9 protein-coding genes and 10 tRNA genes are annotated in these 15,338 nt (G+C 47.2%); 12 read left to right on the plus strand and 7 right to left on the minus strand.

The window, feature by feature from the left end; all coding sequences use genetic code 11:
* Positions 1-27: 27 nt before the first annotated feature.
* The 5 genes from M0415_RS18480 to gltX form a co-directional block, all read right to left on the minus strand.
* A tRNA-Glu gene (locus M0415_RS18480) sits at positions 28-103 on the minus strand.
* Positions 104-167: 64 nt separating this feature from the next.
* Positions 168-243 (minus strand) — tRNA-Ala (locus tag M0415_RS18485).
* Positions 244-349: 106 nt separating this feature from the next.
* Positions 350-425: transfer RNA gene (locus M0415_RS18490), tRNA-Glu, on the minus strand.
* Between the two features lie 67 nt (positions 426-492).
* Positions 493-568 (minus strand) — tRNA-Ala (locus M0415_RS18495).
* Positions 569-672: 104 nt separating this feature from the next.
* Positions 673-2,082 (minus strand): glutamate--tRNA ligase, encoded by a 1,410-nt coding sequence (gene gltX, locus M0415_RS18500; RefSeq protein WP_011625747.1) that lies wholly within the window; start codon positions 2,080-2,082, stop codon positions 673-675.
* Between the two features lie 599 nt (positions 2,083-2,681).
* Here gltX and M0415_RS18505 point away from each other — a divergent pair.
* The 12 genes from M0415_RS18505 (at position 2,682) to M0415_RS18560 (ending at position 10,491) form a co-directional block, all read left to right on the plus strand.
* Positions 2,682-2,757: transfer RNA gene (locus M0415_RS18505), tRNA-Val, on the plus strand.
* Positions 2,758-2,805: 48 nt separating this feature from the next.
* Positions 2,806-2,881, plus strand: a tRNA-Val gene (locus tag M0415_RS18510).
* 32 nt (positions 2,882-2,913) lie between these two features.
* A tRNA-Val gene (locus tag M0415_RS18515) sits at positions 2,914-2,989 on the plus strand.
* Between the two features lie 41 nt (positions 2,990-3,030).
* Positions 3,031-3,106, plus strand: a tRNA-Val gene (locus M0415_RS18520).
* A 25-nt stretch (positions 3,107-3,131) separates the two neighbouring features.
* A tRNA-Val gene (locus M0415_RS18525) sits at positions 3,132-3,207 on the plus strand.
* A 25-nt stretch (positions 3,208-3,232) separates the two neighbouring features.
* Positions 3,233-3,308, plus strand: a tRNA-Val gene (locus M0415_RS18530).
* A gap of 144 nt (positions 3,309-3,452) precedes the next feature.
* Positions 3,453-3,683 (plus strand): hypothetical protein, encoded by a 231-nt coding sequence (locus M0415_RS18535; RefSeq protein WP_011073026.1) that lies wholly within the window; start codon positions 3,453-3,455, stop codon positions 3,681-3,683.
* A 394-nt stretch (positions 3,684-4,077) separates the two neighbouring features.
* Positions 4,078-5,100: a TRAP transporter substrate-binding protein gene (locus M0415_RS18540; protein WP_109286437.1), complete on the plus strand. Its 1,023-nt coding sequence runs from the start codon at positions 4,078-4,080 to the stop codon at positions 5,098-5,100.
* Between the two features lie 62 nt (positions 5,101-5,162).
* Positions 5,163-5,807, plus strand: coding sequence for a TRAP transporter small permease (locus M0415_RS18545; RefSeq protein ID WP_086904586.1), 645 nt, complete (start codon positions 5,163-5,165; stop codon positions 5,805-5,807).
* Positions 5,807-7,204, plus strand: a complete 1,398-nt coding sequence (locus M0415_RS18550; RefSeq protein WP_248967223.1) for a TRAP transporter large permease — start codon at positions 5,807-5,809, stop codon at positions 7,202-7,204. Before M0415_RS18545 ends, M0415_RS18550 begins: the two co-directional genes overlap by 1 nt.
* 99 nt (positions 7,205-7,303) lie before the next feature.
* The gene (locus tag M0415_RS18555) at positions 7,304-9,115 is read left to right on the plus strand and encodes a sensor histidine kinase (protein ID WP_249554622.1); all 1,812 of its coding nucleotides are present in this window, start codon (positions 7,304-7,306) and stop codon (positions 9,113-9,115) included.
* A complete protein-coding gene (locus M0415_RS18560) occupies positions 9,112-10,491 on the plus strand; it encodes a sigma-54-dependent transcriptional regulator (protein WP_109286434.1) in 1,380 nt (459 codons plus the stop codon). The genes M0415_RS18555 and M0415_RS18560 overlap by 4 nt, the downstream gene beginning before the upstream one ends.
* 389 nt (positions 10,492-10,880) lie before the next feature.
* On the opposite strand, the gene M0415_RS18565 is transcribed toward M0415_RS18560, so the two are convergent.
* On the minus strand, positions 10,881-13,952 hold the full coding sequence (locus tag M0415_RS18565; RefSeq protein WP_249554620.1) for a transglycosylase domain-containing protein: 3,072 nt from the start codon (positions 13,950-13,952) through the stop codon (positions 10,881-10,883).
* A gap of 288 nt (positions 13,953-14,240) precedes the next feature.
* Entirely contained in the window at positions 14,241-14,819 is a 579-nt protein-coding gene (locus M0415_RS18570; RefSeq protein WP_249554618.1) for a thymidine kinase, read from the minus strand.
* Positions 14,820-15,338: the final 519 nt, after the last annotated feature.

Below are 15,338 nucleotides of genomic sequence, written 5' to 3' on the forward strand. Positions count from 1 at the left end.
ATAGCACCCTATCTTTAAGGGATAGAGTGGTATCCCCTAGGGGATTCGAACCCCTGTTACCGCCGTGAAAGGGCGGTGTCCTAGGCCTCTAGACGAAGGGGACACAAGGACATATTAATTTGAAAACTATTAATGACTAACAGTGCTCTCGCTTAATACGGCGAATTTGGTGGAGCTAGACGGGATCGAACCGTCGACCTCTTGCATGCCATGCAAGCGCTCTCCCAGCTGAGCTATAGCCCCAAATTCTTTCGACATACTGATATTCAGTATATATCGCAGAAACTGGATTTGTTCTTACCAAACGACTCGTTAGTCATTTGCTAGGAACCCTATGTGATAAACATAGTGGTATCCCCTAGGGGATTCGAACCCCTGTTACCGCCGTGAAAGGGCGGTGTCCTAGGCCTCTAGACGAAGGGGACACAAGGACATATTAATTTGACTCGCATTATTACTAACGCTCATCTCGCTTAATATCGGCGGTAAGTTTGGTGGAGCTAGACGGGATCGAACCGTCGACCTCTTGCATGCCATGCAAGCGCTCTCCCAGCTGAGCTATAGCCCCAAACTTATCAAGCTGTATTTAAGTGCACTACAAGCATTCGCTCGTCTGTGTCTCAACTACGGGGCGCATTCTATGCAGCGCACCTAAATGTGTCAACTCGTTTTTTAGGAATTTATTCTATCTGCTACAAATTCAATCGCTTTGGATATTCTTTGCTCAGAACGCGCCTTTCCTATTAAGAATAAGGTGATATCTAAGCCAGGAGACTGTCCTGCACCTGTCACAGCGACACGTAAAGGCATACCCACTTTACCCATACCGACTTCTAATTCAGTCGCGGTGGCTTCAATCGCTTGGTGGATAGCTTCAACAGTCCACTCAGTTAATGCAGCCAGTTTTTGTTGCACTAATTGCAATGGCTCAAGCGCGACACCACGTAAGTGCTTTTTCGCTTGCTCGGCATCGAACTCTGCGAAGTCTTCATAGAAGTAGCGGCTAGAAGCGGCTAACTCTTTTAAGGTCTTAGCGCGTTCAGCCAATGCTGTCACTACCGCAGATAACGCAGGGCCATTTGAGGTATCGATCTTTTGATCGTCCATATGCCATTGTAAGTGCGACGCCACATATTCAGGATCGAGTGTCTTAATATAGTGTTGGTTTAACCAAACCAGTTTTTCGGTATTAAAGGCAGAAGGCGCTTTGTTGATGTCGTCTAACTTAAAGAGCTGCTTCATTTCTTCTAAAGAGAACACTTCTTGATCGCCATGTGACCAACCTAAGCGAACTAAGTAGTTAAGCAGTGCTTCAGGCAGATAACCATCATCACGGTATTGCATTACGCTTACCGCACCATGGCGCTTAGATAACTTGGCACCGTCATCCCCTAAAATCATCGACACGTGAGCATATTCAGGAATAGGCGCGCCTAATGCTTTAAGGATGTTGATTTGACGTGGCGTGTTGTTGATATGGTCTTCACCACGAACCACACAAGTAATACCCATATCCCAATCGTCAACAACCACACAGAAGTTATAAGTCGGTACGCCATCGGTACGGGCAATGATCAGATCATCTAATGCATCGTTTGAAAACTCGATACGGCCACGAACGTGGTCATCAAATACCACTGAACCGCCGATGGGGTTTTTAAAACGCACAACAAAAGGCTCGTCTGTGTCACGCGCCGGCAAGTCACGGCAGCAACCATCGTATTTTTGGGCTTCGCCATTTGCCGCTTGTGCTTCTCTTAAAGCATCGATACGTTCACGCGAGCAATAACATTTATAAGCTGTGCCCTGCTCTAACATCTGCGCGATGATTTCGTTATAACGATCAAAACGCTTAGTTTGATAGTACGGGCCCTCATCCCACGTCAGACCTAACCAGTTCATACCTTCTAAAATGGCATCACAGGCAGCCTGAGTAGAACGTTCAATATCCGTATCTTCGATACGTAAAACAAACTCACCATTATTGGCACGGGCTTGTAACCAAGAATAAAGAGCTGTACGGGCACCGCCCACGTGCAAAAAGCCTGTTGGGCTTGGGGCAAAACGCGTCTTAGTTGTCATAATGGGACACTAACCTATATAAAGTCGTCTAGATAAAGACAATCACGGTAAAAAGTGGGCTTATTCTAGCAGCCTAAGTCTGCGCTGCAAATGGCACTTAGTGCAGGTATTGCAGATCCCCTCAAAGTATCTGCCCAAAGACTAGCGCTTTAGATTGCTCTGATAAAGATGAGAATCCAGCGCCCCATATCCGAAAACAAACGCTCGAAAACCAAAGCGATATATTCGAAACTAGATCAAAGTTACGCACCTCTATTTAGAAACATGCCATCGAAATTGAGCAAAATAGATGAAGAGAATGGTGCTGCGCCCTACTCCTTTATCATTTAAGCCGTATAAGAGAACCCTTTTCAGCCTAAAAAAGCCGTAAACCCTCAAAAGAGAACACTTAACGATGCAATTGGCTGACTTATTTTAAAGATGAGCGCTAAAGCCCGAAATGAAAATACCTGCTAAATTGTCCAATAAAGTAACACTTTGAATGATGACGTGATTAACATTACGGCAATCAGAGCAAAAATAGCGCGACCAATGCTTTTTTCATTAAAAAGCGTTGACACTCGATCGAACCTCCCTATAATACGGCTCCACACAGCAGAGGTCGCTTAGCTCAGCTGGGAGAGCACCTCCCTTACAAGGAGGGGGTCACTGGTTCGATCCCAGTAGCGACCACCATGTGTTAAATGCAAATTTAATCATGGTATACAAGTTGTTATATGCCCGGGTCGCTTAGCTCAGCCGGGAGAGCACCTCCCTTACAAGGAGGGGGTCACTGGTTCGATCCCAGTAGCGACCACCATATACTCCTCACTCACTGTGTAGTCATTCTCCGGTCGCTTAGCTCAGCCGGGAGAGCACCTCCCTTACAAGGAGGGGGTCACTGGTTCGATCCCAGTAGCGACCACCATATTTTTAGAATGACATTAAAATTTGTATTGAAAGAATTCCGGTCGCTTAGCTCAGCCGGGAGAGCACCTCCCTTACAAGGAGGGGGTCACTGGTTCGATCCCAGTAGCGACCACCATATTCTTCAGTACTGATTTACCCCGGGTCGCTTAGCTCAGCCGGGAGAGCACCTCCCTTACAAGGAGGGGGTCACTGGTTCGATCCCAGTAGCGACCACCATATTCTGCAGTATTGATTTACCCCGGGTCGCTTAGCTCAGCCGGGAGAGCACCTCCCTTACAAGGAGGGGGTCACTGGTTCGATCCCAGTAGCGACCACCATATTCCCCCAAAAACTTTACCCCTAGCACAACTCAACTATGCTTGATCTTAATCAGCATCTGCTTAACTGAGTCTGTAACCCAGTATTCCATCCCATTTAAACGCTGCTGATTGTTGCCTTAGGCATACTTGGAGATCAGCACTATGGCCAGCGTCAGTCAATCTGCATCCCTCACCAATATTGCAGCGTATTTAAAACATACCCATGCCTGCGATGAACAAACCGCGCTAAGGGAAGCCCGTGAAGTCATGCAAAATCTGGTCAGTATGCGCCAAAAAGGCTTTATTACTGGCTGGTACTTCGATGAACGTGGACATTTAGAGCTGCTCCCAAGCGATGAAATCCTCAAACGAATTGGCGAAGATCATGGCTGACTCCCGCATTGCTTACTCTTCGTCATCTCAGCGCTCCCCTGCTTCACAGTCATTTTTCAAACAGCTTTTGATCTAAAAGCAACTTATTTTGCTCAGTTAATCATCAAGCTAAAAACCTCTGCTCATACCCCACAAAATGCAGTTTGGGTGGATTTCCACCCATAGCGAAAATCAACGTGAGCGAGATCTCACCCACAAAACTAAAAGTGTGACAAACGTCAAATGAACTACACTTTATTAACCAAACACTTACAGAGTGCATCGTAAGTTGGCGTGGTATTTGCCTTTATTAAGACAGACCTCAGGGAAATCAAGGCTGTATTCCTACTCACACTTGGTAACAAACTAACCAAGGCTGAGGACAAATCCTAACAACAGAAAAAGGAACTCAAAAATGACATTGAATCAACAGATGGGTATTACACGTCCATTAAAAACCGTCGCAAAAATGCTGGCACTGGCCTCAGTGTTTGCGACCAGCTTTAACGTGTTTGCGGCGCCCGTTGAAATCAAGTTCTCCCACGTGGTTGCTGAAAACACGCCAAAGGGTCAAATGGCGTTGAAATTTAAAGAATTAGTTGAACAACGTTTACCTGGTGAATATACGGTCAGTGTATTCCCTAACTCACAGTTATTTGGGGATAACAACGAGTTAGCGGCACTTCTGTTAAACGACGTGCAATTTGTAGCGCCTTCTCTCTCTAAATTTGAACGTTACACTAAGCGCCTACAGGTTTTCGACCTGCCATTCCTGTTCAATGACATGGATGCAGTAAACCGTTTCCAACAAGGCGAAGCCGGCCAGGCCCTGCTGAACTCCATGAGCCGTAAAGGGATTGTCGGTTTAGGTTATCTGCACAATGGTATGAAGCAGTTTTCTGCTAACACTCCACTCAAACAACCTTCTGATGCTAAAGGCTTAAAATTCCGCGTGATGGCATCTGACGTATTGGCTGCCCAGTTTGATGCCGTTGGCGCCATCCCAGTGAAGAAACCTTTCTCTGAAGTGTTCACTCTGCTGCAAACCCGTGCGATCGACGGTCAAGAAAATACTTGGTCAAACACCTACTCACAAAAATTCTATGAAGTTCAAAGCCATATTACTGAAAGTAACCACGGCGTTCTGGACTACATGGTCGTGACCTCTGACGCCTTCTGGAAAGGCTTACCAGCGGATAAACGTAAAGTGATCAAAGAAGCGTTAGATGAGTCTATCGCCTTAGGTAACAAGATCGCTGCTGAAAAAGATAACGAAGACAAGCAATTAATCCTTGATTCTAAACGTTCTCAACTGGTGACCTTAACACCAGAAGAACGTCAAAAATGGATTGATGTAATGAAACCTGTTTGGGCGAAATTTGAAGACCAAGTAGGTAAAGATGTGATTGAAGCCGCTGTTGCTGCAAATAAACAATAATGAAATAAACCGCTTAACCTCTATTTGGGGTTAAGCGGTATTGGAGCGAGGGGAGTACAGCTGTGATATCGCGAATTTTTGGTTACTTTGAAGAAGGGGTGCTCAACCTCTTGATCACCTTGATGACACTCTTAGTGTTCACTGAGGTCGTGGCGCGGTTTTTCTTCAATACCGGTTTTTTATGGATCCAAGAACTGACCTTAACCCTCTGTGGTTGGTTTGTGCTCTTTGGTATGTCCTATGGGGTGAAAGTCGGTGCTCACATCGGTGTTGATGCGTTTGTTAAAAATCTGCCCCCTAAGGCTAAAAAGATCACTTCCCTAGTGACGGCATTGATTTGCTTAGCTTATTGCGGACTGTTTTTAAAAGGTAGCTGGGAATATCTGTCACAGATGTACCAAATCGGCGTACCGATGGAAGATATTCACTTTCCTAAGTTCCTGTTAAACAGCTTAGATCCCGACTTTGCTTGGAACACCTTAAAGATTGATGTCGAAGACGGCGCTGTGCCCATTTGGTTATCCCAAAGCATTCTACTAATTGGTTTTAGCATGTTGACTTGGCGTTTCTTAGAACTGTTTATCGCCATCCTGCGCAACCAAGTCTCTGGATTCCAATTTGCCGACGAAGCGAAAGAAAGCATGCATTTAATTGACGAAGGTGCTCAGCACGCACAACAAGAAACAGACAATAAGGAAGCGAAGTAATGGCCATTGCGACCCTCTTTACTGCCCTTCTCGTCTGTATGTTTTTAGGTATGCCTATCGCGATTGCGTTAGGTTTCTCGAGCATGCTGACGATTTTATTCTTCTCCAACGATTCCCTCGCCTCTGTGGCGTTAAAACTTTATGAGTCATCGTCAGAGCACTATACCCTGCTGGCGATCCCTTTCTTTATTCTGTCCTCAGCCTTCCTGTCAACCGGTGGGGTGGCACGACGGATCATCGACTTTGCGATGGACAGTATCGGTCATATCCGTGGTGGTTTAGCCATGGCCTCAGTGATGGCCTGTATGTTGTTTGCTGCTGTGTCTGGCTCATCGCCTGCGACCGTGGCCGCCATTGGCTCGATTGTGATCGTCGGCATGGTAAAAGCGGGTTATCCCGAAAAATTTGCCGCTGGCGTCATTACCACCTCTGGTACCTTAGGGATTTTGATCCCACCTTCAATCGTGATGCTAGTGTATGCGGCAGCGACGGAAGTGTCGGCAGCCAGAATGTTTATGGCGGGCTTAATCCCAGGTTTGATGATGGGCTTCCTACTGATGATAGTGATTTATATCGTCGCCCGTTTTAAAAATCTGCCATCACGCCCCTTCCCCGGCTTTAAGCAACTGGGTATTTCCAGTGCCAAAGCCTTAGGTGGTCTGGCACTTATTCTTATCGTGTTAGGTTCAATCTACGGCGGTGTGGCCAGTCCAACCGAAGCCTCTGCCGTAGCCTGTATGTATGCCTATTTCATTGCGGTATTTGGTTATCGCGATATCGGCCCATTGAAAAATGTGGCTTGGCGTAATCCTAATGAGCCCATCCCCAACGCGATTGCCCGTAACTTAGGCCATATGGTGCTCGGGCTGATTAAAACCCCAATCGACAAAGAAATTCGCCATGTGGTGCGCGACGGGGCAAAAGTCAGCATCATGCTGCTGTTTATCATTGCCAACGCCATGCTATTCGCCCACGTACTGACCACTGAGCGTATTCCGCATATCATTGCCGAACACATTGTTGGTATGGGCTTACCCGCTTGGGGCTTCTTAATCATTGTCAACTTACTGCTGTTAGCGGCGGGTAACTTTATGGAGCCATCGGCCATCGTGTTGATTATGGCGCCGATTTTGTTCCCGATTGCCACTCACTTAGGTATCGACCCTATTCACTTAGGTATCATCATGGTGGTAAACATGGAGATTGGTATGCTGACGCCGCCGGTGGGGCTTAACCTCTTCGTGACGGCGGGGATCACAGGCCGCAGTATCGGCTGGGTGATCCAATCTGTACTGCCGTGGTTAGCACTGATGTTGGCCTTCTTGGCACTTATCACCTATGTGCCACAAATCTCCCTGTTCTTGCCGGAATTTCTGGATAAGCTCAACGGATATTAATCTCAAGGAATAAGGATTATTCCTTGATTCTAGATAGTTTTTAAGCGAGCCTACTCAGGCTCGCTTTGTTTTATTCAGTGTGGATCAGGATCGCCTGCTATGTTGCCCATGACGCCCAAGGCCAAACAACGTCTTTTAATGACCATAGTGTTACTTGCGGGCTTATTTGCCATCTTAAAATTAACCTACTGGGTGCACTTTTATCAGGGCAAAATTGAAATCCAACAGCAATCAGAAAAACAACTCAAAGAGCTGGTCAGCTTCCTCGATGGTGCCCTCTCGCGTTACGAGAGCATCCCCCATGTTTTGTCGACCAACCCCATGCTCGCCAATGTGCTTAACGATCAACAAAGCCCCAAAAAAGTACAAGAACTTAACCTGTACTTGGAAGAAATTCAGCATGTGACTGAAGCATCCGATATTTATCTTATCGACGCCCTCGGTATTGCCATTGCCGCCAGCAACTGGCAACAAAGTTTTTCGTTTATCGGCAAAGACTATTCCTTCAGACCCTATTATACCGACGCGATTTCAGGCAATTTGGGCCGCTACTATGCGGTAGGCACCAGTTCGGATAAACGCGGCTTTTACTTTTCTTACCCCATTTATCAACAAGGCGCGAAGGGTATTCTGGGTGCCATTATTGTGAAAGTGGATATCGCCGATATCGAGCAGCAAAGTACCAGTATTGCGATAGCGGGCCAGTATCAGTTCCTCATCAGCGATCCCGACGATATCGTGTTTATCTCCAGTGTCGATGAATGGCGCTTAGCCTCGCTTACGCCGCTGACTCAGGCGAAACAATATGCCTTAAACGCCTCGAAACGTTACGCCGAGCGGCCGATTGGTGAATTACTGATTAAACCCCAATACCAAGAAGACAGCCTGAGTAATGGCCATATCTATCAAATTCGCTCCGGCAACAGCCAAGCGCAATACATGGATACCCATCACTTAATGACCAAAGCAGGCTGGCGAGTGCACATTCTGGCGCCGATGAAACCTTTGCTCGAGTCTATGCCCGCGCTTATGCTGTTATCGGCATCCATCTATTTACTGCTCGCCTTAGGCTTACTCTTTAGTAGCGAGCGGCGTCGCAACCTACAGCGAATGCAACTTGCCCAGAGTTTATTAGAACAAAGGGTGGAAGAGCGCACCCAAGATCTGCAGCAGGCCAATAATCGTCTCAAAGACACTCAGGATGAACTCATTCAAGCGGCTAAGTTGACCGTGATAGGTAGCCTATCCGCCAGTATCAACCATGAGCTGAATCAACCCTTAGCCGCCCTTCGCAGCTACGCACAAAATACCCAAACCTTCCTCGCCCGCAATATGCCGGATAAAGCCTCTGATAATCTTAAAATTATTATCGAGCTGACCGACCGATTAGCCGATATTGTCGGCCAATTTAAGAGTTTTACCCGCAAGAGCCAAGGCAATGACAGTGCCACCGACCTCAAAGGCTGTATCAAGCAAGCCCTGACCATAGTCCAGCCCGAAATCGACAAACAAGGGGTTGAACTCGATGTGCTGCTCCCCGAAGGCCAATATCAGGTCTGGGGGGATAAGGTGAGGTTACAACAAGTGTTTGTGAATATTATGAGCAATGCGATTGTTGCCATGCAGCAATCCTCAAAACGAACACTGAGTATTAGGGTAAACTGTCAAGACAAGTTCTGTATCAGTATTCAGGACTCGGGCCCTGGGGTGCGCGAGAGCCAAATGGAGAAGATTTTTGAGCCCTATTTCACCACCAGCGAACGTACAGGGCTTGGACTCGGGTTATCCATTTCCCAGCGCATTATCGAGTCCATGCAGGGGCAAATTAATGTTGCCAATGCCGAGGACGGCGGCGCCATTTTCCAAATTATTTTACCGATTTATTTAGCCGAGGAACGTCAGTCATCATGAGTCTGCCCAATTCAATTCAAGACTATAGCGTACTGATCATCGACGATGAGCCCCATATAGGCACAGTGCTCGTGCAGCTTTTTGAGCTGGAAGGCATTAAAGCCTTCGCCACTACCGATCCTAAAGGAATAGCCAAATTACTCGACAGGGACTGGGCGGGCGTGGTGATTTCCGATGTGAATATGCCGCAGCTCGACGGCATCAGTTTGATGCAGCAAATTCGTCAACAGGATCCCGATTTACCCGTGGTGCTGCTCACCGGCTTTGGCGATATCGCCATGGCGGTCAATGCGTTAAAACAAGGGGCCTACGATTTTCTCGAAAAGCCCTTTAACAACGAACACATGCTAGACGTGGTGAAACGCGCCTTAGATAAACGCAGCCTCACCTTAGAGAACCGTAAATTAAAGAAAGAGCTAGAAAGCCATAACGTGCCGGGCCCAAGAATATTAGGTCACAGTGTCGGCATTTTGCGTATGCGTCACATCATAGACCAAGTGATCGACACCCCCGCCGATGTGCTTATCGAAGGTGAAACCGGTACTGGCAAGGAATTGGTCGCCCGTTATCTGCACGACCACAGCAGTCGCAATCAAGCCAACTTCGTGGCAATTAACTGCGGCGCGATTCCCGAAAACTTGATTGAAAGCGAGCTATTTGGCGCCGAAGCTGGCGCCTTTACCGGTGTCGATAAACTGCGTGTCGGCAAGTTTGAATACGCCAATGGTGGCACACTCTTTTTAGATGAAATCGAAAGCACGCCGCTGTCGTTACAGGTCAAACTGCTGCGGGTGCTCGAAGATCGCAAGGTCGAACGCCTAGGCTCCAATAAAAGCATTCATTTGGATATTCGGGTAATTGCCGCCACTAAGGTGGATTTAAAGTCCCTATGCGACACCGGAGAGTTTCGCCAAGACTTGCTCTATCGCTTGAATCTGGTGACAGTGCCGATTCCACCACTCAGGGATCGCCGCGAAGATATTCCCTTATTATTCTTACATTTTGCCCGTATGGCCTCGGCGCGCTATCACAAGGCCTTAATTGCCCTCAATGCCGAGCAGAATGCTATCCTCACCTCCCACGACTGGCCGGGTAATGTGCGTGAGCTGCGAAATCTGGCCGAACGTTATGTATTACTCGGTGGCGAAGCCGCCTTCGCCGGCACCTTAGGCAACGCGCCCAGTCTGCATACCAGTATGTCACTGCTGCAACGGGTCGAGTTTTTTGAACGGGTATTGATTGAAGAAGCCTTAAGCCATAACAAGGGCAGCATTAAGCAGACCATGGAGCAACTCGAACTGCCCCGCAAAACCTTGTACGACAAGATGCGTAAATACGATTTAGACCGCAAGCAGTATATCAACGCCGACGAGTAATACCAATCACATTAAATATCTAATCAGTTCAGAGCCTCACAGGCATCTCAATCCAAGGCGCATTGACGAAGAAATGGTTATTCCCTTTTAAGTCAATGTAACACGGGAGTGAGATGCCTGTGAGGCTCCCGAAAGGCGGGGTTGAACGGGCTTTATACTGCGTTTAAGGCTTTCGACAGAGCACCACTATGCCTTCAAGCCTTCGCCTTGTCTAAAGCCCGTTTAACTCCCGCTGAATGAACAGATATTTAATACGATTGGTATAAGTCGGTGCCAATAAAAACCCCACAAACCGATTCACGGCTGCGGGGTTTTCTTTATCTAAGGAACTTCAAGCTAGCATTACAATGCTTATGTATCAAAAACCATATCGCAAAATAAGTGAGTCATTACTCATCCCTCACGCACATGCCTTTTGAGGATTTCACATAGGGCGCAAGGATTGGCATCATGCCCTTCATCACTTGTAATGGCAGCGCCGAAGTAAAACTAAAATCGTCCGACTTACTGCCCGGCACAAAGGCGGTTAAAGTGCCGAAGTAGTTATCCCCTAAATAGAACACAAACGTCGCGGTACGGTTCATCGCCGTGGTAGCCACTTTGCGGCCCTGCTGCATCTGGGTCACGATACGGTTGTCACCCGTACCGGTTTTACCGCCGATAGCCAACATAGCGCCATTATCGTCGGTAAAGATGCCTTTAAGACGTCTTGCGGTACCGTTTTCAACCACGTTAGCCAGTGCAGCCTTTAGGGCCTGAGCGACTTCGTGGCGCATCACTCGCTCACCTTGGCTATTTTGGTTATCGAGCCGCACTTCATAGGGCGTATCTTCGGCGAAGTGCAACTGATTGATCCGCACCGTCGGTAATCGGTAACCATCGTTTTGGATAATCCCCATCAATTCCGCCAGCGCCGCGGGTCTGTCTCCCGAACTGCCCAGCGCCGAACCTAAAGAAGGCACCATAGATTCAAAGGGATAACCTAAACGCGCCCAACGCTGATGAATATCGAGGAAAGCCTCCACTTCAAGCATTACTTGTACCCGAACATCACGTGCGTTTTTATGGCGCGTTCTGAACAGCCAGCGATACACTTCCTGACGCTCATCCTTACTCGCCTCTTTCACATCGTTGAGGTTAGCCTCGGGATGTTGATTCAAGTAATCGAGTACCCAGAGTTCGAGTGGGTGCACCCGTGCGATATAACCTTGATCGGGCAGATTATATTTTTCAGGGCCGTACTTGTTATACAGCTCTTTGATCCGCTTATCCGTGTAATTGTTTTGCGGCAAACGCTGCTGTAAAAAGGCCTTAAACGAAGCAATGGACTCATAGGGTTGCAAGTAACGGTAAGCCGCGGTCAGTTGCTGCTCCGCTTGGGTTTGACCATCAAAAAACAGCGCTAAACGCTCATTGGGCGCCACTTTCTTATATTTACGGTAGAACTTATTTACGAAGGTATTGCCTTCGCGATCGGCAAACACCCGCAGATATTCCTCGCGGCGTGGATCTTTATCATTACGCAGCAGGCGCGCCATATTGCCTTCGTTTTGCATACTGCTGCTGTAGTTGACTATGTCTCGCATCAAACGTACGAAGGGTAAGTTGATGGAGTTTTGCAACGCCTCGTACATGGTCGGCACTTTAAAATCTTCTGTCTTTTTAAAGTTGTTAAACACATGCAAACCACCACCGGTAAAGAATTGCTCGTTCGGTGAGGCTGAGTATTCCCGTTGCAGCGCCGCATTCAACATACGGTCGAGACGTCTATCTGGGTTCACAATCAAGTAGTCAATCGCCCAGCGAGTGAGGTGATCGCGGGGTTCAATCTCAATCGACTCCAACTCAATACCATGCTTCTTCGAGTATTTGTCGTGGATCTCGGCAATGATCTCAAGGTACGTCGCCAATACCCTGAGTTTGGCCGTCGAGCCCAGCTCTAACTTACTGCCCTCGTTAATATCGAACGGTTGGTCGGTGCTGTCGGTTTGCACCCGCACGCGGTTCGCCGTTGCGGTTTTTTCATAGAGAGTGAAGCTATAAAGCACATTTTGCAGCTGGCTTGGCTCGAGTAAGCGCTCACCTAAGAGACCGACTTTCTCAGCCGTAGCGGCTTGCCCAAGGCTGCGTAAGTATTGACTCACTTGCTGCTGCAGGTCGCTGTGCAAACTGCTATTCACGGTTAAATCGAGACGGTCTAAATCATACAGACCGACATTTAACATGCCCGCGGTGCGAATACGGATGCTGTTAACGCCCTTATCGGACCCCGACTGCGTATTACGTTGAGGCTTGGCGACTTTAAACTGCAACTTTTGAGCAAGTGCGGCATCCCTCAGCGGTCGGTCAATCAAGTAATATTGACCGAGCAAACGGATATGGCTGTCGACCAGATCCTCTAAGTCCTCGTGCCCCTGCAATAGATAATAGGAAGGACGACGCTGGGCAATCATCAAGGCCACCACTTGGCGGAACACTTGGCCACGCTTAGCGGCATTGGCTTTGATTTGCGGCGAAGCTAACAGTTGGTTCGCCGTGTCGAAATCCGTACCAAACCAGGCCCATAGGCCATCACCAATACCGTGTACTTCACCATGGTTAGGCGCGGAGGATAAAGGCACAGTGTTTAAATAGTCTTGAATAATCCGCTTACGGGCAGGCTCAGTTATTTCACCCTGCTGATAAACTCGCACTGTGGCCGAGCCAATTTGCAGCAACTTATCCTTGATGCTTAGGGTTAACCCTTGGGAGGAATGGCGGAACTTCTCAATTTGTGTCGCCAGCGTACTGCCACCTGCGGTAGAGACATTCATCCCCACCATTTCAGCGATTTGGCTCATCCCCGCCACAATAAAGCGTGGCCAGTCGATCACCGGGTTAAGCTTAGGCTCAGTCGTCCACAGCTCGCGGTTTTCAATAAATAACAAGGTATTGACGATTTCATTGGGGATTTTATCGTCATCCTGGTACACACGTTTAGGATAAGTAAACTCGTACAGATCGGTATTGCGGCAATCCAGCAGCGTTAACCCCGATTGCGCCTTCTCATGGTAAGGCGGGAAAAAGCCCATCTGGGCGTATTCCTGTAGCGCAGGGGAAAACTCCACTTGCTGCGTCACTTGGAAATTACGCTGAAGCAATCTATCGATGTACTGGGGCAACTTACTGTAGCCGTGACGTTCATCGAAGGGACCGTAACTTGGATAGATAATTGACTGAGTGGGCTGATTTTTCAGCTCATAGGTCAAGGTCTTCGCATATTGATGAACATACTTAGACTGGAAATAAGAGGTTTTAACTTCCTGCCCAATTAAAATCGCCACACAGATAATCAGAATAAAAAATAAGAACCAGACACGCCCCTTAGATCTCGGCTTGCGCTGACGCTTAGCCTTAGGTTCGGGTTGTGGCGGACGAGGACGATAATTTTCGAATTGCATTTCTTGCGTAGAATTAGGCAAAACGGCTCCCAAAAATCACTTAACAAATCCTTTCTACGTGGGAAAGTTCCCAACCTATGCTCAACACATCCAGTATCAGGGCAAAACTCACACTTAAGTTCGTCCACTGTGCATGAGTCTGCAAATACATTCCTTTGCCTTCATTGAGCAAGATCTAACAACACAGGATCATTGCGTCTCTCGTTAGATCTCACCGTATTTTAATGAGTTGGCAGCATGCCTCAAAGTGGTTAGCGTAAAAATACTTAGCTGTTTTTTACGAGCTGCTAACCACACTTAAAGCTTCAATCAATCCCAAATAAACTCACGAAAATGCTTACGGCAAACCGATTCGTAACTTTCATTACCGCCAATTGCCACCTGCTCACCTTCACGCATCACTTTGCCTTCACCATCGAGGCGCACCACCATATTGGCTTTACGGCCACAGTGACAAATGGTTTTCAGTTCAACTAATTTATCGGCCCAAGCCAATAAATAATGACTGCCGCTAAAGAGTTCGCCTTGGAAGTCGGTACGTAAACCATAGCACAAAACGGGGATATCAATTTTATCAACAACATAAGTAAGTTGTTTAACTTGCTCTTTGCTTAAGAATTGGCATTCATCCACCAACACACAACTTAAGTGGTTCTGTTGATGGGCAGTGGTGATCATCTCTATCAGATTGTCGTGGCTGCTAAAGACCTGGGCATCGGTTTCAATACCAATACGCGATGCCACCTTACCTTTACCGTATCTGTCATCGATAGAGGCCGTCATCACTAGGGTATTCATGCCGCGCTCGCGGTAGTTATAGGAAGATTGTAATAGAGAGGTGGATTTACCCGCATTCATTGCTGAATAGTAAAAATACAATTGAGCCAAAACGAATCCCTTTTTTAACTTAAATTTATTGTTTCTCTGTTGCCAGAGCTTATGGCGCCTAGTTTACCATTGCGTCGCCCCCTAACACACTAGGCCTGTCTCAGCTTTTCTACTGAAATCCACACTCGATTTCACGAATGCGCATTTTAACCACTATTCCTCCCCCTTCGACGCTTCGATTCATTGTTCGTATTTCCGTCCAAACCGTAAAAGACAACTGGAGACACCTGAGCAAAATGGCAATTGTTACAATAAGCTTAATTTAACCTTAAATATTGTTTTATATAAGAAAAAACACATTAACAAAAGTTTAAAAATGAGATCTACCTCCAAAGTAATAGGACTAAATGCGGTTTGGCTCAAAAAACAAACATATCGATAACAGTAATATTTCGCTCGAGACAAATGTACTCACAAAAACAAAAAAAGTTATTCGAACGCTTGCAAATTAAATCAGCGGCTCAAAGCACTAATCTCCCCTGCAAACTTTAGTGCTGCAATCCGTGCCTTTAAATGCGT

This window comes from Shewanella sp. 10B, from assembly GCF_023475885.1.
Taxonomy (GTDB): domain Bacteria; phylum Pseudomonadota; class Gammaproteobacteria; order Enterobacterales; family Shewanellaceae; genus Shewanella; species Shewanella mangrovisoli.

Coding starts and splice junctions, on each gene's coding strand:
- M0415_RS18535 (WP_011073026.1), top strand. CDS start 3,453: ATGGCCAGCGTCAGTCAATCTGCATCCCTCACCAATATTGCAGCGTAT.
- M0415_RS18550 (WP_248967223.1), top strand. CDS start 5,807: ATGGCCATTGCGACCCTCTTTACTGCCCTTCTCGTCTGTATGTTTTTA.
- M0415_RS18560 (WP_109286434.1), top strand. CDS start 9,112: ATGAGTCTGCCCAATTCAATTCAAGACTATAGCGTACTGATCATCGAC.
- M0415_RS18555 (WP_249554622.1), top strand. CDS start 7,304: ATGTTGCCCATGACGCCCAAGGCCAAACAACGTCTTTTAATGACCATA.
- gltX (WP_011625747.1), bottom strand. CDS start 2,082: ATGACAACTAAGACGCGTTTTGCCCCAAGCCCAACAGGCTTTTTGCAC.
- M0415_RS18540 (WP_109286437.1), top strand. CDS start 4,078: ATGACATTGAATCAACAGATGGGTATTACACGTCCATTAAAAACCGTC.